Origin of the sequence: Pseudomonas oryzihabitans (assembly GCF_006384975.1) — a bacterium.
GTDB lineage: Bacteria > Pseudomonadota > Gammaproteobacteria > Pseudomonadales > Pseudomonadaceae > Chryseomonas > Chryseomonas psychrotolerans_B.
Window position 1 is genome coordinate 3160895 of sequence record NZ_CP021645.1, and the last position, 20442, is coordinate 3181336.

Below are 20442 nucleotides of genomic sequence, written 5' to 3' on the forward strand. Positions count from 1 at the left end.
CGCTTGATTGGAAGCGCTAGGCTTAGAAGCGGTAGTGCGAGAAGGCCTTGTTGGCTTCTGCCATGCGATGCACGTCTTCGCGCTTCTTGACTGCGGCACCCTTGCCTTCAAAAGCGTCCATGAGTTCACCCGCCAGGCGCAGAGCCATGGACTTCTCACCACGCTTGCGCGCGGAGTCCACCAGCCAGCGCATGGCCAGGGCATTACGACGGGAAGGACGAACCTCAACCGGCACCTGGTAGGTAGCACCGCCGACACGGCGGGACTTCACTTCGACCAGCGGAGCGATGGCGTCGAGCGCTTTTTCGAAAACTTCCAGGGGTTCGGCGTTCTTGGAACGCTCTTTGACCTTGTCCAGAGCACCATAAACGATACGCTCGGCAACGGCTTTCTTGCCGCTTTCCATCACGTGGTTCATGAACTTGGCCAGGATCTGGCTTCCGTATTTCGGATCGTCAAGTATTTCGCGCTTGGCCGCTACACGACGTCTTGGCATTGATAAGCCCTCAAAACGGTCTTCAGGTTAGCTCGGGACAGATTGCCCGACCTTACTCTTATCGACTCGAACAAAAAGAAAAGGTGATTACTTCGGACGCTTGGTGCCGTACTTGGAACGGCCCTGCTTGCGGTCCTTCACACCGGTGGTGTCCAGCGAGCCGCGCACGGTGTGATAACGCACACCCGGCAGATCCTTGACCCGGCCACCGCGGATCAGCACGACGCTGTGTTCCTGCAGGTTGTGACCTTCACCGCCGATGTAGGAGGTGACTTCGAAGCCGTTGGTCAGACGCACACGGCAGACCTTCCGCAGTGCGGAGTTCGGCTTCTTGGGAGTGGTGGTGTACACGCGAGTGCACACGCCACGGCGTTGCGGGCAGTTTTGCAGCGCAGGCACGTCGGATTTCTCGACGAGACGCTTGCGTGCACTACGCACCAGCTGGTTGATAGTTGCCATCTATAGCTCCACTGATTGTCTTGCGACATAAACGAAATGACAGAACGTTAGTCCTGCCCATTTTCGGGGAACGAAAGTCTAAAGAGCTTGCAAGCTCCAGTCAAGACAAAGCCCCCGGACGCCAGGGGCGCCGGGGGCTTGGTCAAGCGACGTCGGCTACCGAACTCAGCTGGCGCTGGAGTTCAGCGCTTCGGTCAGCGCGGCTTCGGCTTCGCTGGCGCTGACGCGCTGCGGCTTGCCGAGTTCGCGCTGGCGCTTGCGCTCGCTGTGGTAGGCCAGACCGGTACCGGCCGGGATCAGACGACCCACTACCACGTTCTCCTTCAGGCCGCGCAGGAAGTCGCGCTTGCCGGTCACGGCGGCTTCGGTCAGGACACGGGTGGTCTCCTGGAAGGAAGCGGCCGAGATGAAGGACTCGGTGGACAGCGAGGCCTTGGTGATACCCAGCAGCACGCGCTCGTACTTGGCGACGAAGCGATCGTTGGCGACCAGTTGCTCGTTCTCTTCCAGGACGTGGGTCAGTTCGACCTGATCGCCCTTGATGAAGCTCGAGTCACCGGTATCGCTCACTTCGACCTTACGCAGCATCTGCCGCAGGATGGTCTCGATGTGCTTGTCGTTGATCTTCACGCCCTGCAGGCGGTACACGTCCTGGATCTCGTTGACGATGTATTTGGCCAGCGCGCTGACACCCAGCAGGCGCAGGATGTCGTGCGGGTTGCTCGGACCATCGGAGATGACTTCGCCGCGGCTGACCTGTTCGCCTTCGAAGACGTTCAGGTGGCGCCACTTCGGAATCAGCTCCTCGTAGGGATCGGTGCCGTCGGTCGGGGTGATGACCAGGCGACGCTTGCCCTTGGTTTCCTTGCCGAAGGAGATGGTACCGCTGATCTCCGCCAGGATGGCCGGTTCCTTGGGACGACGCGCTTCGAAGAGGTCGGCCACGCGGGGCAGACCACCGGTGATGTCGCGGGTCTTGGAGGTTTCCTGGGGGATACGGGCGATAACGTCACCCACATGCACCTTGGCACCGTCGCTCAGGTTGACCAGCGCGTTCGGCGGCAGGAAGTACTGGGCCGGTACGTCGGTACCCGGCAGCAGCAGGTCCTTGCCGTTGGCGTCGATCAGCTTGACCGCCGGACGGATGTCCTTGCCGGAAGTCGGGCGATCCTTGGCGTCGAGCACCTCGATGTTGGTCAGACCGGTCAGTTCGTCGGTCTGGCGCTTGATGGTGATGCCCTCCTCCATGCCGACGAAGGCCACGGTACCGTCCATCTCGGTGACGATGGGGTGGGTGTGCGGGTCCCACTTGGCGACGATGGCGCCAGCGTCGACCTTGTCACCTTCCTTGACCGAAATCACCGCACCGTAGGGCAGCTTGTAGCGCTCGCGCTCACGACCGAAGTCGTCGGCGATGGCCAGTTCACCGGAACGGGACACGGCGACCAGGGCACCGTCGGCACGTTCGACGTGCTTCAGGTTGTGCAGGCGGATGGCACCGCCGTTCTTGACCTGGACGCTGTCGGCCGCGGAAGTACGGCTGGCCGCACCACCGATGTGGAAGGTACGCATGGTCAGCTGGGTACCCGGCTCACCGATGGACTGGGCGGCGATGACACCGACCGCTTCACCGATGTTGACCTGGTGACCACGGGCCAGATCGCGACCGTAGCACTTGGCGCAGATGCCATGGCGGGTTTCGCAGGTGATCGGCGAACGCACCACGACTTCGTCGACGCTGTTGAGCTCGAGGAACTCGACCCAGCGCTCGTCGACCAGGGTGCCAGCCGGCACGATGATCTCTTCGGTACCCGGCTTGGGCACGTCACGGGCGATGACTCGACCCAGTACGCGCTCACCCAGGGGCTCGACCACGTCGCCGCCTTCGATGTGCGGAGTCATGATCAGGCCGCGCTCGGTACCGCAATCGACCTCGGTCACCACCAGGTCCTGGGCCACGTCGACGAGACGACGGGTCAGGTAACCGGAGTTCGCGGTCTTCAGGGCGGTATCCGCCAGACCCTTACGAGCACCGTGGGTGGAGATGAAGTACTGGAGTACGTTCAGGCCTTCACGGAAGTTGGCGGTGATGGGCGTCTCGATGATGGAGCCGTCCGGCTTGGCCATCAGGCCACGCATGCCGGCGAGCTGACGAATCTGGGCCGCGGAACCCCGGGCGCCGGAATCGGCCATCATGTACATGGAGTTGAAAGACTCCTGATCGACTTCCTTGCCCTCGCGGTCGATGACCTTCTCTTTCGAGAGGTTGGTCATCATCGCCTTGGACACTTCGTCGTTGGCCTTCGACCAGAGGTCGATCACCTTGTTGTACTTCTCGCCCTGGGTCACCAGGCCGGAGGCGTACTGGCTCTCGATCTCCTTCACCTCGGCGGTGGCGGCATCGATGATGCGCGCCTTCTCGTCCGGGATGACGAAGTCGTTGACGCCGATGGAGACGCCGGACAGGGTCGAGTAGGCGAAACCGGTGTACATCAGCTGGTCGGCGAAGATGACGGTATCCTTCAGACCCACCACGCGGTAGCAGTGGTTGATCAGCTTGGAAATGGCCTTCTTCTTCATCGACTGGTTGACCACGTCGTACGGCAGACCGGCAGGCACGACCTGGAACAGCAGCGCGCGGCCGACGGTGGTGTCGACGATGCGGGTGTTCTTGGTCAGGCTGCCGTCCTTGTGACGGATGGTCTCGTTGATGCGCACCTTGACCTTGGCGTGCAGCGCGGCTTCGCCGGCACGGAAGACGCGGTCGACTTCCTGCAGGTCGGCGAACACGCGGCCTTCGCCCTTGGCGTTGATGGCTTCACGGGTCATGTAGTACAGACCCAGAACCACGTCCTGCGACGGCACGATGATCGGCTCGCCGTTGGCGGGCGACAGGATGTTGTTGGTGGACATCATCAGGGCGCGCGCTTCCAGCTGGGCTTCCAGCGTCAGCGGCACGTGCACGGCCATCTGGTCACCGTCGAAGTCGGCGTTGTACGCGGCGCAGACCAGCGGGTGCAGCTGGATCGCCTTGCCTTCGATGAGGACCGGCTCGAACGCCTGGATACCCAGACGGTGCAGGGTCGGGGCGCGGTTGAGTAGCACGGGGTGTTCGCGGATGACTTCGGCTAGAACGTCCCAGACCTCGGGCAGTTCGCGCTCGACCATCTTCTTGGCGGCCTTGATGGTGGTCGCCATGCCGCGGGCTTCCAGCTTGCCGAAGATGAAGGGCTTGAACAGCTCCAGGGCCATCTTCTTGGGCAGACCGCACTGGTGCAGGCGCAGGGTCGGGCCCACGGTGATCACGGAACGACCGGAGTAGTCGACGCGCTTGCCCAGCAGGTTCTGACGGAAACGACCCTGCTTGCCCTTGATCATGTCAGCCAGGGACTTCAGCGGGCGCTTGTTGGAACCGGTGATGGCACGACCGCGACGGCCGTTGTCCAGCAGAGCGTCAACGGCTTCCTGCAGCATGCGCTTCTCGTTGCGCACGATGATGTCGGGCGCGGCGAGGTCGAGCAGCCGCTTGAGGCGGTTGTTCCGGTTGATGACGCGACGATAGAGGTCGTTCAGGTCGGAGGTCGCGAAGCGGCCGCCATCCAGCGGTACCAGCGGACGCAAGTCCGGCGGCAGCACGGGCAGCACGGTCATGACCATCCACTCCGGCTTGTTGCCGGAGCCCTGGAAGGCTTCCATCAGCTTCAGGCGCTTGGACAGCTTCTTGATCTTGGTCTCGGAGTTGGTCTGCGGAATCTCTTCGCGCAGGCGGCCGATCTCGTGCTCCAGATCGATGGCGCCGAGCAGCTGGAATACGGCTTCAGCACCCATGCGGGCGTCGAAGTCGTCGCCGAACTCTTCCAGTGCCTCGAAGTACTGCTCGTCGTTGAGCAGCTGGTACTTCTCGAGGGTGGTCATGCCCGGGTCGATCACCACGTAGCTCTCGAAATAGAGCACGCGCTCGATGTCACGCAGGGTCATGTCCAGCAGCAGGCCGATACGGGACGGCAGCGACTTCAGGAACCAGATGTGGGCGACGGGCGAAGCCAGCTCGATGTGGCCCATGCGCTCGCGACGCACCTTGGCCAGGGCGACTTCCACGCCGCACTTCTCGCAGATCACGCCGCGGTGCTTGAGGCGCTTGTACTTTCCGCACAGGCACTCGTAGTCCTTGACCGGGCCAAAGATCTTGGCGCAGAACAGACCATCGCGCTCGGGCTTGAAGGTACGGTAGTTGATGGTCTCCGGCTTCTTCACTTCACCGAACGACCAGGAACGAATCATCTCGGGCGAGGCCAGACCGATACGGATGGCATCGAACTCTTCGAGTTGACCCTGGTTTTTCAACAGATTAAGCAAGTCTTTCAAGGCCTTTCCTCCTCACGGACCGGAGACGACCGACGCGCGGTCGCCTCCTCTAGGGTCTCGTGTTATTCGGTTTCCAGTTCGATATCGATGCCGAGCGAGCGGATTTCCTTGATCAGTACGTTGAAGGACTCGGGCATGCCGGCCTCCATGCGGTGATCCCCGTCCACGATGTTCTTGTACATCTTGGTCCGGCCGTTCACATCGTCCGACTTCACCGTCAGCATTTCCTGCAGGGTGTAAGCCGCGCCATAGGCCTCCAGTGCCCAGACCTCCATCTCCCCGAAACGCTGACCACCGAACTGCGCCTTACCACCCAGCGGCTGCTGGGTAACCAGGCTGTAGGAGCCGGTGGAACGGGCGTGCATCTTGTCGTCCACCAGGTGGTTCAGCTTGAGCATGTACATGTAGCCAACGGTGGTGGTGCGCTCGAAGGCGTTGCCGGTGCGACCGTCGTACAGACGCATCTGGCCGCTCTCGGGCAGATCGGCCAGCTTCAGCATAGCTTTGATCTCGCGCTCCTTGGCACCGTCGAACACCGGCGTGGCCATGGGGACACCACCGCGCAGGTTCTTCGCCAGGTCGAGGATTTCCTGATCGCTCAGGTCGTCCAGCTTCTCCTGACGGCCACCGATCTCGTTGTAGATCTCGTGCAGGAAGCCACGCAGTTCGGCGACCTTGCGCTGCTCTTCGATCATCACGTTGATCTTCTCGCCCAGGCCCTTGGCCGCGAGGCCCAGGTGGGTTTCGAGGATCTGACCGACGTTCATCCGCGAAGGTACGCCCAGCGGGTTCAGCACGATGTCCACCGGCGTGCCGTTGGCGTCGTAGGGCATGTCTTCGACCGGCATGATCACCGAGACCACACCCTTGTTACCGTGGCGACCGGCCATCTTGTCGCCCGGCTGGATGCGGCGCTTGATGGCGAGGTAGACCTTGACGATCTTCAGTACGCCCGGCGCCAGGTCATCGCCCTGCTGCAGCTTGCGCTTCTTGTCTTCGAACTTGTCGTCCAGCAGCTGGCGACGGTCGGACAGGTAGGCCTGGGCCTTTTCCAGCTGCTCGTTGTGAGCATCTTCCGCCATGCGCAGCTTGAACCACTGACCGCGCTCGAGGCCATTCAGGTACTCGTCGGTGATGACGGCACCCTTCTTGACCGCCGGACCGCCTTCGGCGACCTGACCGACCAGCGCCTGACGCAGACGCTCGAAGGTCGCGCCTTCGACGATGCGGAACTCTTCGTTCAGGTCCTTGCGGATCTCGTCGAGCTGGGACTTCTCGATGGCCAGGGCGCGGGAGTCGCGCTCGACGCCGTCACGGGTGAAGACCTGGACGTCGATGACGGTACCCTTGGTGCCTGTGGGCACGCGCAGGGAGGTGTCCTTAACGTCGCTGGCCTTCTCGCCGAAGATGGCGCGCAGCAGCTTCTCTTCCGGGGTCAGCTGGGTTTCGCCCTTGGGCGTGACCTTGCCGACCAGGATGTCACCGGCACCGACTTCGGCACCGACGTAGACGATACCGGCCTCATCCAGCTTGTTCAGCGCAGCCTCACCCACGTTCGGGATGTCGGAGGTGATCTCCTCCGGGCCGAGCTTGGTGTCACGGGCCACACAGGTCAGTTCCTGGATGTGGATGGTGGTGAAGCGGTCTTCCTGGACCACGCGCTCCGACAGACAGATGGAGTCTTCGAAGTTGAAGCCGTTCCAGGGCATGAAGGCCACGCGCATGTTCTGACCCAGTGCCAGCTCGCCCATATCGGTCGAGGGGCCATCGGCCAGGATGTCGAACTTGGCCACCTGATCACCCTTGCTCACCAGCGGACGCTGGTTGATGCAGGTGTTCTGGTTGGAACGGGTGTACTTGGTCAGGTTGTAGATGTCGACGCCGGCTTCACCGGTCTCGACTTCGTCATCGTTGACGCGTACCACGATACGGCTGGCGTCGACGGAGTCGATCACGCCACCACGACGGGCCACGACGCAGACGCCGGAGTCACGGGCGACGTTGCGCTCCATGCCGGTACCGACCAGCGGCTTGTCCGAACGCAGGGTCGGCACGGCCTGACGCTGCATGTTGGAACCCATCAGCGCACGGTTGGCGTCGTCGTGCTCGAGGAACGGAATCAACGAGGCGGCGACGGAGACGACCTGCTTGGGCGACACGTCCATCAGGGTGACGTCTTCGGGCGCCTTGACGGTGAATTCGTTCAGGTGACGCACGGCGACCAGCTCGTCGATCAACCGATTGTTCTCGTCCAGGGCCGCGGAAGCCTGGGCGATCACGTGGTTGGCTTCTTCGATGGCCGACAGGAAGACGATCTCGTCGGTGGCCACGCCGTCCTTGACCATGCGGTACGGGCTCTCGAGGAAGCCGTACTGGTTGGTGCGGGCATAGGCAGCCAGGGAGTTAATCAGGCCGATGTTCGGACCTTCCGGGGTTTCGATCGGGCAGACACGACCGTAGTGCGTCGGGTGAACGTCACGCACTTCGAAGCCGGCACGCTCACGGGTCAGACCGCCCGGGCCGAGCGCGGAGACGCGGCGCTTGTGGGTGATCTCCGACAGCGGGTTGTTCTGGTCCATGAACTGGGACAGCTGGCTGGAACCGAAGAATTCCTTGATCGCGGCGGCCACCGGCTTGGCGTTGATCAGGTCCTGCGGCATCAGGCCTTCGCTTTCGGCCATGGACAGGCGTTCCTTGACGGCGCGCTCTACCCGCACCAGGCCCACACGGAACTGGTTCTCGGCCATCTCGCCGACGCAACGGACACGACGGTTACCCAGGTGGTCGATGTCGTCGACGATGCCCTTGCCGTTACGGATGTCGACCAGGGTCTTGAGCACGTCGACGATGTCTTCGCGGCTCAGCACGCCCGAGCCTTCGATGGCATCGCGACCGATACGGCGGTTGAACTTCATGCGGCCGACGGCGGACAGGTCGTAACGCTCGGCGCTGAAGAACAGGTTGTTGAACAGGGTCTCGGCCGCTTCCTTGGTTGGCGGCTCGCCAGGACGCATCATCCGATAGATCTCGACCAGGGCTTCCAGCTGGTTGCCGGTGGAGTCGATCTTCAGGGTATCGGAGATGAACGGACCGCAGTCGATGTCGTTGGTGTACAGCGTCTCGAGACGCACGACATTGGCCTTGGCGATCTTGGCCAGCATGTCCAGGGTCAGCTCGGTGTTGCACTCGGCGATGATCTCGCCGGTAGCCGGGTGCACGATGGCCTTGGCAGTGGTACGGCCAATGACGTAGTCGAAGGGCACTTCCAGCTCGGTGATACCGGATTTTTCCAGCTGGTTGATGTGGCGAGCGGTGACGCGACGGCCCTGCTCCACGATCACCTTGCCGGTGTTGTCCTTGATGTCGAAGCTGGCGATATCGCCACGCAGACGCTGGGGCACCAGCTCCAGATTCAGGGTCTCGTCCTTGATGTGGAAGACGTTGGTGTCATAGAAGGCATCCAGCACTTCTTCAGTGCTGTAGCCGAGCGCGCGCAGCAGTACCGAGGCCGGCAGCTTGCGGCGACGGTCGATACGGACGAAGACGGCGTCCTTGGGATCGAACTCGAAGTCCAGCCAGGAGCCGCGGTAGGGAATGATGCGCGCCGAGTACAGCAGCTTGCCCGAGCTGTGGGTCTTGCCACGGTCGTGATCGAAGAACACGCCCGGGCTGCGGTGCAGCTGGGACACGATGACGCGCTCGGTACCATTGATGATGAAGGTACCGTTCTCGGTCATCAGGGGGATTTCCCCCATGTAGACTTCCTGCTCCTTGATGTCCTTGATCGCCTTGTTCGACGACTCACGGTCGAAAATGATCAGGCGAACCTTGACCCGCAGCGGGACCGCGAAGGTCACGCCGCGCAGGACGCATTCCTTCACGTCGAAGGCAGGATCGCCCAGGCGATAGCCGACGTATTCCAGGGCAGCGTTGCCGGAATAGCTGATAATCGGGAAAACGGACTTGAAGGCCGCATGCAGGCCGATATCGCGGAACTGGTCTTTGCCTGCGCCCGCCTGCAGGAATTCGCGGTACGAATCCAGTTGGATAGCCAGCAAATAGGGCACGTCCATGACGTGCGGCAACTTGCTAAAGTCCTTGCGGATACGTTTTTTCTCAGTGTATGAGTAAGCCATCAGCGTTCCCCAGCTTGGTCACCAGCTTGTTTGGCCTCTCCGACGGGAGCAGCCGGAAAATCGTGCAAACCCTTGGTTTGCCGCACCCCGAGAGCGAGGTGGATACAGCACGTTTTGGTAGGCGGATATGCTCGCCCTGCACAAAACGGCAAAAGGCCGGTGGCGTTCGCCACCAGCCATCAGCCGAACGTGAGACGTTCTGGCTGTAGACGCAAGAACCGAACTTACTTGAGCTCGACCTTGGCGCCTGCTTCTTCCAGAGACTTCTTGGCAGCCTCGGCTTCCTCTTTGGAAACGCCTTCCTTGACCACGCCCGGGGCGCCGTCAACGACAGCCTTGGCTTCTTTCAGGCCCAGGCCGGTCAGTTCACGAACGACCTTGATCACGTTCACTTTCTTGTCGCCGGCTTCGGTCAACATGATGGTGAATTCGGTCTGCTCTTCGACGGCAGCAGCGGCAACAGCCGGGCCAGCGGCAACGGCAGCAGCGGCGGTCACGCCGAACTTCTCTTCCATCGCCTTGATCAGTTCCACCACTTGCATGACGGACATTTCGGATACGGCGTTGATGATGTCTTCGTTGGTCAGAGCCATGACTCTAAATTCCTATAACAGGGTGCGGCTTCAGGCCGCAAATAATAAGAAAGACTTCGGGAAAGCGCAGCACGCACGATTAGGCGGCGGCAGCTTCCTTTTGGTCGCGAATGGCGGCGAGGGTACGAGCCAGCTTGCTGGTAGCGCCCTGGATAACGCTCATCAGCTGGGACACAGCTTCGTCGTAGGTCGGCAGCGATGCCAGTACGTCGATCTGGTTAGCCGGGATGAGCTTGCCTTCGAACGCGGCGGCCTTGATCTCGAACTTGTCCTGACCCTTGGCGAAATCCTTGAAGATACGGGCGGCAGCGCCCGGATGCTCTTGGGAGAACGCGATAAGGGTCGGGCCCTTGAAGGTGTCGTTGAGGACGTCGAAAGACGTACCTTCAACGGCACGACGCAGCAGGGTGTTACGTACGACACGCACATAGACACCGGCCGCGCGGGCCTCTTTACGGAGTCCGGTCATGGCACCCACGGTCACGCCACGGGCATCAGCCACGACAGCGGACAGGGCACCTTGGGCAGCCTCGTTGACTTCAGCGACGATAGCCTTCTTGTCTTCGAGTTTGATTGCCACGGGTTCAACTCCTGGATGTTACCGTTTCGCCCGATGGACTGGGCGGCGTTTTGGTGTCTGACTCGGTAACCGAATCGGGAGCACCATCTGCGTAGGCTAGGGTTTCCCCGGTTTAAGACCTGCGTCCCCTACGGTCTTGGACAGCCCCCGCCAGGCAGGGACCCCAATCTTGGCGCCGCACCCGAAGGCACGGCGACTTCTAACTTGCTTAGGCTTCCAGGGAAGCCTGGTCGATCTGCAGACCCGGGCCCATGGTGGAGCTCAGGGTGATGCGCTTGACGTAGATGCCCTTGGAGGTCGAGGGCTTCAGGCGCTTCAGGTCGGCCAGCAGGGCTTCGACGTTCTGCTTCAGCTTGACGGGCTCGAAATCGATCTTGCCAACGGAAGCGTGGATGATGCCGTTCTTGTCGGTACGGAAACGCACCTGACCAGCCTTGGCATTCTTGACGGCGGTCGCGACGTCCGGGGTCACAGTGCCAACCTTGGGGTTGGGCATCAGACCGCGCGGGCCGAGGATCTGGCCCAGCTGACCGACGACGCGCATGGCGTCCGGCGAAGCGATGACCACGTCGTAGTTCAGATCACCAGCTTTCATCTCGGCAGCCAGTTCGTCCATGCCGACTTTCTCGGCACCAGCGGCCAGCGCGGCTTCGGCGTTGGCACCCTGGGTGAACACGGCAACGCGAACCGACTTGCCAGTGCCGTTGGGCAGCACGGTGGCGCCGCGAACGACCTGGTCGGATTTACGCGGATCCACGCCCAGGTTCACGGAGACGTCAACGGACTCCTTGAACTTGATGGTGGACAGCTCGGCCAGCAGGGCCGCGGCTTCTTCGAAGCCGTACTGCTTGCCGGCCTGGATTTTTTCGGCGATCGACTTTTGACGCTTAGTGAGCTTGGCCATTACACGCCCTCCACATTCAGACCCATGCTACGAGCGGAACCGGCGATGGTGCGCACGGCGGCGTCCATATCGGCGGCGGTGAGATCGGCATTCTTGGTCTTGGCGATCTCTTCCAGCTGGGCGCGGGTAACGGTACCGACCTTCTGGGTGTTGGGGCGGGGCGAGCCGCTCTGAATGCCAGCAGCCTTCTTGAGCAGCACGGAGGCCGGGGTGCTCTTGATTTCGAAGGTGAAGCTACGGTCGCTGTACACGGTGATGATCACCGGGGTGGGCAGACCAGGCTCCATGCCCTGGGTGCGGGCGTTGAACGCCTTGCAGAATTCCATGATGTTGACGCCGTGCTGACCCAGAGCCGGACCGACTGGCGGGCTCGGGTTGGCTTGAGCGGCCTTAACCTGCAGCTTGATGTAAGCCTGAATCTTCTTAGCCATGTGCTACTCCAATGATGGGTTCAGCGCCCCGCGGGGCTCCCCAATTACTTGCTATATCCCAGTGACGACAAAACCCCGCAGCCTTGGCTACGGGGTGAGGGATGCGGACAACCTAGACCTTTTCGACCTGGCTGAACTCGAGCTCCACGGGGGTAGACCGACCAAAGATCAGTACCGCCACGTGGATGCGGCTCTTTTCGTAATTCACTTCTTCGACGACACCATTGAAGTCGGCGAACGGACCATCAACCACACGAACCGTCTCACCTGCCTCGAACAGCGTCTTCGGCTTGGGCTTGTCGCTACTGTCGGAAACACGGCGCAGAATGGCGTCCGCTTCGCGATCAGTGATGGGCGCAGGCTTGTCGGCAGTACCACCGATGAAGCCCATGACCCGAGGGGTGTCCTTGACCAGGTGCCAGGTCCCTTCGTTCATTTCCATCTGCACCAGGACGTAGCCTGGGAAAAACTTACGCTCGCTCTTGCGCTTCTGGCCGTTGCGCATTTCCACCACTTCTTCGGTGGGCACGAGAATGTCGCCGAACTGGTCTTCCATTTCGTGCAGCTTGACGCGCTCGATCAACGAACGCATGACATGCTTCTCGTAACCCGAGTAGGCATGCACGACGTACCAACGCTTAGCCACGGCGAACCCTTTCAACCAACGATCGTGGAAACCAGCCAACCGAGCAGGGAGTCAAGCCCCCACAACAACAAAGCCATCACGAGCACCACGGCAACCACGATCAGCGTGGTCTGAGTGGTCTCTTGCCGAGTAGGCCAGACAACCTTGCGAATCTCGGTACGGGCGTCTTTCAGCAAACCAAAGAACGCTTGCCCCTTGACAGTCTGCAGTGCGATAAAGGCAGCAATCGCAGCCAACACCAACAGACCTATGACTCGATACAGGATGGACTGAGCAGCGAAGTAATGATTGGCAACCACACCGATCACGACCAGAACGACAACCACCAGCCACTTCAGCGCATCGAAGCGCGACTCTTTGGCTTCCGCCTTGATGCTCATTGCATGAATCCTGTAAGGAGTGCCAGATCAGAATCTGGCAGGCCAGGAGGGAATCGAACCCCCAACCTGCGGTTTTGGAGACCGCCGCTCTGCCAATTGAGCTACTGGCCTGTAACTTGAATCAGGCCGACCATTATGCCGACCTGAAAGCCCAAGATCAATCGATTACTCGATGATCTTGGCAACCACACCGGCGCCGACGGTACGACCGCCTTCACGGATGGCGAAACGCAGACCGTCTTCCATGGCGATCGGAGCGATCAGGGTGACAACCATTTTGATGTTGTCGCCCGGCATCACCATCTCGACGCCTTCCGGCAGTTCGCAGTTACCGGTCACGTCAGTGGTCCGGAAGTAGAACTGCGGACGGTAGCCCTTGAAGAACGGGGTATGACGACCACCTTCTTCCTTGGACAGCACGTACACTTCGCACTCGAACTTGGTGTGCGGCTTGATGGTGCCCGGCTTGGCCAGGACCTGGCCACGCTCCACGTCTTCACGCTTGGTGCCACGCAGCAGCACGCCGACGTTCTCACCGGCACGGCCTTCGTCCAGCAGCTTGCGGAACATTTCAACGCCGGTGCAGGTGGTCTTGACGGTGGCCTTGATGCCCACGATCTCGACTTCTTCCTGGACCTTGACGATGCCACGCTCGACACGACCGGTTACCACGGTGCCGCGACCGGAGATCGAGAACACGTCTTCGATCGGCATCAGGAACGGCTTGTCGATGGCGCGCTCGGGCTCGGGGATGTAGGAGTCCAGGGTCTCGACCAGCTTACGCACGGCAGAAACGCCCATCTCGTTGTCGTCCTGGCCGTTCAGGGCCATCAGCGCGGAGCCGATGACGATCGGAGTGTCGTCGCCCGGGAAGTCGTAGGTGTTCAGCAGATCGCGAACTTCCATCTCGACCAGTTCCAGCAGCTCGGCGTCGTCAACCATGTCGGCCTTGTTCAGGAACACGACGATGTAGGGAACGCCTACCTGACGGGACAGCAGGATGTGCTCACGGGTCTGCGGCATGGGGCCGTCAGCAGCCGAGCAAACCAGGATCGCGCCGTCCATCTGGGCAGCACCGGTGATCATGTTCTTCACGTAGTCGGCGTGGCCGGGGCAGTCGACGTGCGCGTAGTGACGGATCGCCGAGTCGTACTCAACGTGGGAGGTGTTGATGGTGATACCGCGAGCCTTTTCTTCCGGCGCGTTATCGATCTGGTCGAAACCACGAGCGGAACCGCCCCAGGTGTCGGCACAGACTTTGGTCAGCGCTGCGGTCAGCGTGGTCTTGCCATGGTCAACGTGACCGATGGTGCCCACGTTCAGGTGCGGTTTGTTACGTTCAAACTTTTCTTTAGCCATCGACACTCTCTCCCTTCACGAATTGAGCAAAGCAATGCCGCCATTAAAACAAAGGCAGATATTTTCATATCTGCCTTTTAAGATGGAGCTCATGAGCGGATTTGAACCGCTGACCTCACCCTTACCAAGGGTGTGCTCTACCAACTGAGCTACATGAGCGAAACATTTGCCAGTCAAACTGGAGCGGGTAGCGGGAATCGAACCCGCATCATCAGCTTGGAAGGCTGAGGTTCTACCACTGAACTATACCCGCAGAGCCTTGACGCTCTAGCAATCTGGTGGAGGGGGAAGGATTCGAACCTTCGAAGTCTGCGACGTCAGATTTACAGTCTGATCCCTTTGGCCACTCGGGAACCCCTCCAAAGTGAGGCGGCATTTTCTTCATCTGCCCTCCCCTTGTCAAGGATTTTTTTAAAATCTCCTTAACAATCAGTGCTTTCGCTTCGCACCTTGGCGTTATCAGCGAAAGCGGGCGCAGTTTATGCAACGACGCCCAAGCATGCAACCCCCAAATGCAAAAAAAGCTTAAAAAACAAAGGCCGCCTCGAAGGCGGCCTTTGTTTACAGGCGAGCCCCCTATTACACCTGGGGACCAGCCGCCCGGATGGCCTCGGAGATACCGGAGAACTTCTTGAAGTTCTCGACGAACTTACCGGCCAGCTCACGCGCTGCCGCGTCATAGGCCTCGCCATCCTGCCAGGTATCGCGGGGATTGAGCAGAACGCTGTCCACGCCAGGCACGGCGACCGGAACGTCGAGGTTGATCACCGGCACGTGACGGGTTTCGGCGCCGATGAGCGCACCGCTCTGGATAGCAGCGATCACCGCCCGGGTAGTCGGGATGTTGAAGCGCTTGCCGACGCCGTAGCCGCCACCGGTCCAGCCGGTATTGACCAGATAGACCTTGGAGCCGAAGCCCTGGATACGCTTGATCAGCAGATCGGCGTATTCAGCCGCGGGACGCGGGAAGAAGGGCGCACCGAAGCAGGTGGAGAAGGTGGACTTGATGCCGGGACCCGAGCCCATTTCGGTCGAACCGACCAGGGCGGTATAACCGGACAGGAAGTGGTAGGCCGCCTGCTCATTATTAAGGATGGAGACAGGAGGCAGCACGCCCGTGAGATCGCAGGTCAGGAAGATGACGGCATTGGGCTCGCCACCCAGGTTGTGCTCGGCACGCTTGTCGATCAGCTCGCGCGGATAGGCGGCACGGCTGTTCTGGGTCAGGCTGTCGTCGGCGTAGTTCGGCTGACGGGTCTGCGGATCAAGGACCACGTTCTCCAGTACGGCGCCGAACTGGATGGCCTTCCAGATGACCGGCTCGTTCTTCTCGGACAGGTCGATGCACTTGGCGTAGCAGCCACCTTCCATATTGAAGACGGTACCCACACCCCAGCCATGCTCGTCGTCACCGATGAGGTAGCGGCTCTGGTCAGCGGACAGGGTGGTCTTGCCGGTACCGGAAAGACCGAAGAACAGGGTGACATCGCCCTCTTCGCCCACGTTGGCGGCGCAGTGCATCGGCAGCACGTCCTTTTCCGGCAGCAGGAAGTTCTGCACGGAGAACATGGCTTTCTTCATTTCGCCCGCGTAGCGCATGCCGGCGATCAGCACCTTGCGTGCCGCGAAGTTGATGATGACGGTACCGTCGGAATTGGTGCCGTCACGCTCGGGCTCGCAGACGAAATGCGGAGCGTTGATGATCTCCCAGGCCGGCTTGGACTGGGGGTTGTATTCAGCCGGATTGATGAACAGGCAGCGACCGAACAGATTGTGCCAGGCCGTCTCGGTACGCATGATGACGGGCAGGTAGTGCTCGACATCGGCGCCTACATGCACATGGGAAACGAATTGATCGCGCTCGTCCAGGTAGGCGCTGACGCGCTCCCACAGCGGAGCGAACTTCTCCTCCGGGAAAGGCCGGTTGATCGGCCCCCAATGGATGGCAGCGCGCGTGGAGGCCTCTTCGACGATAAAGCGATCAACCGGCGAACGCCCCGTGCGATGCCCGGTCCTGACGACCAGCGAGCCGTTGTCGGCCAGCTCTCCCTCGCCGCGCCGCAGGGATTCTTCCACTAGCTGAGCGACGCTGATATCGGTATACACGTTGGCTTTCGTCATTTCGTTCCCCATGGCCCTGGGCCGTTCCTCATGCTTGTAGTTCTTACACGGCAGAACTACACGTTGCGGGATTATGCCAGAAAGCCTTTGGGCAATTGCAACGGTTAGTGGCGGGTATTTCCTGGCGTTTGCGTGCCGCCGCCCGCAAAAATCTGCGCGATATCGGCGGCGTCGAATACCTGCTGTTCATTGCAAAACTGACAATCGACCCGAATTTTGCCCTGCTGTTCGTCGAGCAGGGTCTCGACCTCCGGCCGGCCCATGCTGACCAGGGCATTGGCGGCGCGATCACGCGAGCAGCTGCAGTTGAACGCCACGCCCTGCTCGTCGAACAGGCGCACGGTTTCCTCGTGGAACAGCCGATGCAGGATCACTTCATTGTCCAGGCCCAGCAGTTCTTCCGCGGTCAGGGTATCGGCCAGGGTAACCACATGCTCCCAGCTGTCCTGGCGCGCCTGGGCATCCTTGATGCGCGCTGGCGGAAGCTGCTGGAGCAGCAGACCGCGCGCCCGGCGGCCGTCGGCATTCAGCCAGAAGCGGGTAGGCAGTTGCTCGGAGGTGGCAAAGTAGCCGGACAGGCATTCGGCGAGATTGGCGCCTTCCAGGGGAACGATCCCCTGGTAGCGCTGGCCGTGACGCGGATCTATGGTCAAGGCCAGCACACCGTCCGGCATGAGTTCGCCAAGGGACGCGGAGGCGCTGATCGCCTCCTCTTCGTAACGGGCGATACCACGCACCTCGCGCTCACTGGAGCATTCGACCATCAGTAACGGGATGGGACCGCTGGAGCGCGCCTGGAGCACGAGCAGCCCTTCGAACTTGAGGGTGCCGCACAACAGCGCCGCTGCCGCCAGCATCTCGCCCAGCAATTGGGCGACTGGCTCAGGATAGGGATGCTTGGCCAGCACCTCGGCGTAACTGCGATCCAAGGTGGCCAGTTCGCCGCGGACGTCGGTTTCGTCGAACAGGAAGCGCTGGGTGAAATCGTGGGAAGTCATGAACTACCTATATAAAGAGGGAAGGACGCAAGCCCTGCCCCGGTGATCCAGGGCAAGACGTGAGAGCGGGCCTTCGAAGGGATCCAGCGAGCGGCGATCGACTCAGTCGTCGAAAGGATGGACGTACTCGCGAAATTGGTGAATCTGGCGGCGTTGTTTCTTGGTCGGACGGCCGTCGGTCTGCAGGCCGAGATTACCGGCCTTGCGGGCTGCGGCCGCCTGCTCGCGCGCCTTGATGCTTTCCGGCGTTTCCGTGTAGAGCTGCTGGGCCTCAGGCGCGCCGCGGCGGTCCTGAGACAGGGCAACGATCACCACGGTCTTTTCGTCATAGCCCTGGCGGATGGTGAGAATGTCACCTAGGCGCGGCTCCTTGCTGGGCTTGCAGCGCTCGCCACGACATTGAACCTTGCCGCCCTCGAGCGCCGCCTTGGCCAGCGCGCGGGTCTTGAAAAAACGCGCGGCCCATAGCCATTTATCAAGGCGCATCCGTTCTTCAGTGTGATCTACTGCATGCATCGAATAAAAGGTCCCCTGTTGGGTCTTAGACTCTTCTTTGAACTCTAAACCATCGGACCCACGCTGCAAGCGCGCCCACCGGAGAGCCATGACCACATTCTTTCCTGCCGATCTGACCGGCCAGACCCGCTGTGCGGGTTGCCAGCAATCGGAGCCCCTGGGATTCGAGTTCGACTTCGCCTACCAGCCGATCGTGGACTTGGGCAAAGGCGACGTCTTCGCCCGAGAGGCCCTGGTGCGCGGACCGAAAGGCGAAGGTGCGCTCTCGGTACTCAACCAAGTCACCGACAGCAACAGGTATCGCTTCGATCAGCTCTGCCGCACCAAGGCGATTGCCACCGCAGCCACCCTGGGCATGCAGGAGAGCCTGTCGATCAATTTCCTGCCCAATGCGGTCTATCGCCCGGAGCTCTGCATTCGCAGCACGCTGGCTGCCGCTCGTGAACATGCCTTTCCGTTGGAGCGGTTGATCTTCGAGACGGTGGAAACGGAGCACGTCTCCAGTAATCACCTGACGAACATCCTGCGCGAGTATCAGCAGTTCGGCTTCAAGACCGCCATCGACGACTTCGGCGCCGGCCATTCCGGCCTGACGCTGTTGGCCGACTTCCAGCCGGATCTGGTCAAGCTCGATATGGCGCTGATCCGCGACATCGATCAGGATCGCATCCGCCGCACCATCGTGCGTAACGTGATCGCCATGTGCAACGAACTGGGTACCCAGGTGGTGGCCGAAGGCGTGGAAACCGTCGCGGAGCGCGACTGCCTGCGCGACCTCGGCATCGATCTGATGCAGGGCTATCTCTTCGCCAAACCGGCCTTCAAACAGCTCATTGATCCGCAACATTTAGGCGGAGGGCACTGATTTCAAGGAGCAGCGATGAGCAATTCTGCCGAACTGGCCATCATCGGACTGAGTGAATGGGTGGCGCTGCCAGACCTTGGCGTGGTGGGCCTCAGAGCCAAGATCGACACCGGAGCCGCCACCTCGGCCCTGCATGCGACGGAAGTTCAGCCGTTCATGCGTGGCAAGGAACGCTGGGTGAGATTCACCGTGCACCTGGGCACCCTGGTCCAGTCGCGACACCGCCATTGCGAAGCGCCGCTCGTAGCGAAAAAGACCATTCGTAGCTCCAACGGCATCGCCCAGACCCGCTATGTCATCCGTACCCTGCTGGCCCTGGGCGAGCGGCAGTGGCCGGTGGAGTTCACCCTGGCCTGCCGCAAGAGCATGCGCTATCGCATGCTGCTCGGGTCCAAGGCGCTGATCGAAGGTGGCTTGCTGGTGAATCCCGCCGTCTCCTATGCGCAAGCCAAACCCCTGTTGTCCCTTACTCCGGCCTCCGGTGCCCCATGAAAATCGCCGTTCTCTCGCGTAATCCCAATCTGTACTCCACCCGGCGCCTGGTCGAGGCCGGCGTCAACCGCGGCCACGAGGTGGTGGTGGTCGACACCTTGCGCGCGTACATGAACATCGCCAGCCACAAACCCCAGATCCACTATCGCGGCAAACCCCTGGAGGGCTTCGATGCGGTCATCCCGCGCATCGGCGCCTCGGTGACCTTCTATGGTTGCGCGGTGCTGCGCCAATTCGAGATGCAGGGGGTCTTCCCGCTCAACGAAAGCGTGGCCATCAGCCGCTCGCGGGACAAGCTGCGCTCGCTGCAACTGCTCTCGCGCAAGGGCATCGGCCTGCCGGTGACCGGCTTCGCTCACTCGCCGGACGATGTGCCGGACCTGATTCAGATGGTCAATGGCGCGCCGCTGGTGATCAAGGTACTGGAAGGCACCCAGGGCATCGGGGTGGTGCTGTGCGAGACCGAGAAGGCCGCCGAGTCGGTGATCGAGGCCTTCATGGGGCTCAAGCAGAACATCATGGTGCAGGAGTACATTCGTGAGGCGGGCGGCGCTGACATTCGCTGCTTCGTGGTGGGCGACAAGGTGATCGCGGCGATGAAACGCCAGGCGGCGCCGGGTGAGTTTCGCTCGAACCTGCATCGGGGTGGAACGGCGAGCCTGATCAAGATTACCCCCGAAGAACGCATGACCGCCTTGCGCGCCGCCCGGGCGATGGGGCTGAGCGTGGCCGGGGTGGATATCTTGAGATCCAATCACGGCCCCCTGGTGATGGAGGTGAACTCCTCGCCCGGTCTGGAGGGTATCGAGCAGACCACCGGCAAGGACGTGGCGGGGATCATCATCGAGTATCTGGAAAAGAACGCCGAGCCGGGGCTGACGCGGACCAAGGGCAAGGGTTGAGGTCAAAGGACGTTGGGCTTCGCTGCGCTCAGCCCAACCTACACAAGGCTCGCGATCATGACGAACCGCCGATGCGGGCATTCTATGGATGCCTGGGGAGGCCATCCGATCGCGGCCATGCCGGTGCGCCGTAGCGACCGCACCTACAAGCTAAATCTAACTGCGGGAGCGGTCCGCCATGGCCGCGATAGCACCCTTT

At 61.3% G+C, this 20442-nt stretch carries 17 protein-coding genes and 4 tRNA genes; 3 read left to right on the forward strand and 18 right to left on the reverse strand.

Annotated elements, in window-relative coordinates:
* Positions 1–22: 22 nt before the first annotated feature.
* The 18 genes from rpsG to CCZ28_RS14265 form a co-directional block, all read right to left on the reverse strand.
* A complete protein-coding gene (gene rpsG / locus CCZ28_RS14180) occupies positions 23–496 on the reverse strand; it encodes a 30S ribosomal protein S7 (protein ID WP_007163088.1) in 474 nt (157 codons plus the stop codon).
* 87 nt (positions 497–583) lie between these two features.
* Positions 584–955, reverse strand: a complete 372-nt coding sequence (gene rpsL / locus CCZ28_RS14185; protein ID WP_058765563.1) for a 30S ribosomal protein S12 — start codon at positions 953–955, stop codon at positions 584–586.
* A gap of 165 nt (positions 956–1120) precedes the next feature.
* Entirely contained in the window at positions 1121–5320 is a 4200-nt protein-coding gene (gene rpoC / locus CCZ28_RS14190; RefSeq protein WP_058765565.1) for a DNA-directed RNA polymerase subunit beta', read from the reverse strand.
* A gap of 62 nt (positions 5321–5382) precedes the next feature.
* Entirely contained in the window at positions 5383–9456 is a 4074-nt protein-coding gene (rpoB, locus tag CCZ28_RS14195) for a DNA-directed RNA polymerase subunit beta (RefSeq protein ID WP_140218974.1), read from the reverse strand.
* A gap of 224 nt (positions 9457–9680) precedes the next feature.
* Positions 9681–10049 (reverse strand): 50S ribosomal protein L7/L12, encoded by a 369-nt coding sequence (gene rplL, locus CCZ28_RS14200; protein WP_058765569.1) that lies wholly within the window; start codon positions 10047–10049, stop codon positions 9681–9683.
* A gap of 79 nt (positions 10050–10128) precedes the next feature.
* Positions 10129–10629 carry a 50S ribosomal protein L10 gene (gene rplJ, locus CCZ28_RS14205; RefSeq protein ID WP_007163093.1) on the reverse strand — a complete coding sequence of 167 codons (501 nt, stop codon included), beginning with the start codon at positions 10627–10629 and terminating at the stop codon, positions 10129–10131.
* Between the two features lie 208 nt (positions 10630–10837).
* Positions 10838–11533 carry a 50S ribosomal protein L1 gene (rplA, locus tag CCZ28_RS14210; protein WP_058765571.1) on the reverse strand — a complete coding sequence of 232 codons (696 nt, stop codon included), beginning with the start codon at positions 11531–11533 and terminating at the stop codon, positions 10838–10840.
* Positions 11533–11964 carry a 50S ribosomal protein L11 gene (gene rplK, locus CCZ28_RS14215; RefSeq protein WP_058765574.1) on the reverse strand — a complete coding sequence of 144 codons (432 nt, stop codon included), beginning with the start codon at positions 11962–11964 and terminating at the stop codon, positions 11533–11535. The genes rplA and rplK overlap by 1 nt, the downstream gene beginning before the upstream one ends.
* A gap of 112 nt (positions 11965–12076) precedes the next feature.
* Positions 12077–12610, reverse strand: a complete 534-nt coding sequence (nusG, locus tag CCZ28_RS14220) for a transcription termination/antitermination protein NusG (protein WP_007163096.1) — start codon at positions 12608–12610, stop codon at positions 12077–12079.
* A gap of 11 nt (positions 12611–12621) precedes the next feature.
* Positions 12622–12990 carry a preprotein translocase subunit SecE gene (gene secE / locus CCZ28_RS14225; protein WP_058766816.1) on the reverse strand — a complete coding sequence of 123 codons (369 nt, stop codon included), beginning with the start codon at positions 12988–12990 and terminating at the stop codon, positions 12622–12624.
* A gap of 35 nt (positions 12991–13025) precedes the next feature.
* Positions 13026–13101 (reverse strand) — tRNA-Trp (locus tag CCZ28_RS14230).
* Between the two features lie 54 nt (positions 13102–13155).
* Positions 13156–14349 (reverse strand): elongation factor Tu, encoded by a 1194-nt coding sequence (gene tuf, locus CCZ28_RS14235; RefSeq protein ID WP_058766819.1) that lies wholly within the window; start codon positions 14347–14349, stop codon positions 13156–13158.
* A gap of 83 nt (positions 14350–14432) precedes the next feature.
* A tRNA-Thr gene (locus CCZ28_RS14240) sits at positions 14433–14508 on the reverse strand.
* Between the two features lie 20 nt (positions 14509–14528).
* Positions 14529–14602 (reverse strand) — tRNA-Gly (locus tag CCZ28_RS14245).
* 23 nt (positions 14603–14625) lie between these two features.
* A tRNA-Tyr gene (locus tag CCZ28_RS14250) sits at positions 14626–14710 on the reverse strand.
* A 218-nt stretch (positions 14711–14928) separates the two neighbouring features.
* On the reverse strand, positions 14929–16470 hold the full coding sequence (locus CCZ28_RS14255) for a phosphoenolpyruvate carboxykinase (protein WP_140218976.1): 1542 nt from the start codon (positions 16468–16470) through the stop codon (positions 14929–14931).
* A 104-nt stretch (positions 16471–16574) separates the two neighbouring features.
* The gene (gene hslO, locus CCZ28_RS14260; RefSeq protein ID WP_058772831.1) at positions 16575–17468 is read right to left on the reverse strand and encodes an Hsp33 family molecular chaperone HslO; all 894 of its coding nucleotides are present in this window, start codon (positions 17466–17468) and stop codon (positions 16575–16577) included.
* 102 nt (positions 17469–17570) lie between these two features.
* Positions 17571–17954: an RNA-binding S4 domain-containing protein gene (locus CCZ28_RS14265; protein ID WP_140221354.1), complete on the reverse strand. Its 384-nt coding sequence runs from the start codon at positions 17952–17954 to the stop codon at positions 17571–17573.
* Between the two features lie 118 nt (positions 17955–18072).
* Here CCZ28_RS14265 and CCZ28_RS14270 point away from each other — a divergent pair, with 118 nt between their 5' ends.
* From CCZ28_RS14270 to rimK, 3 genes are read left to right on the forward strand one after another with little or no spacing between them, the layout of a single operon-like run.
* Positions 18073–18849 carry an EAL domain-containing protein gene (locus CCZ28_RS14270; protein ID WP_140218978.1) on the forward strand — a complete coding sequence of 259 codons (777 nt, stop codon included), beginning with the start codon at positions 18073–18075 and terminating at the stop codon, positions 18847–18849.
* Between the two features lie 15 nt (positions 18850–18864).
* The gene (locus tag CCZ28_RS14275) at positions 18865–19341 is read left to right on the forward strand and encodes an ATP-dependent zinc protease family protein (protein WP_058761527.1); all 477 of its coding nucleotides are present in this window, start codon (positions 18865–18867) and stop codon (positions 19339–19341) included.
* The gene (gene rimK, locus CCZ28_RS14280; protein ID WP_058761526.1) at positions 19338–20243 is read left to right on the forward strand and encodes a 30S ribosomal protein S6--L-glutamate ligase; all 906 of its coding nucleotides are present in this window, start codon (positions 19338–19340) and stop codon (positions 20241–20243) included. The genes CCZ28_RS14275 and rimK overlap by 4 nt, the downstream gene beginning before the upstream one ends.
* The last annotated feature ends 199 nt before the right edge of the window (positions 20244–20442 follow it).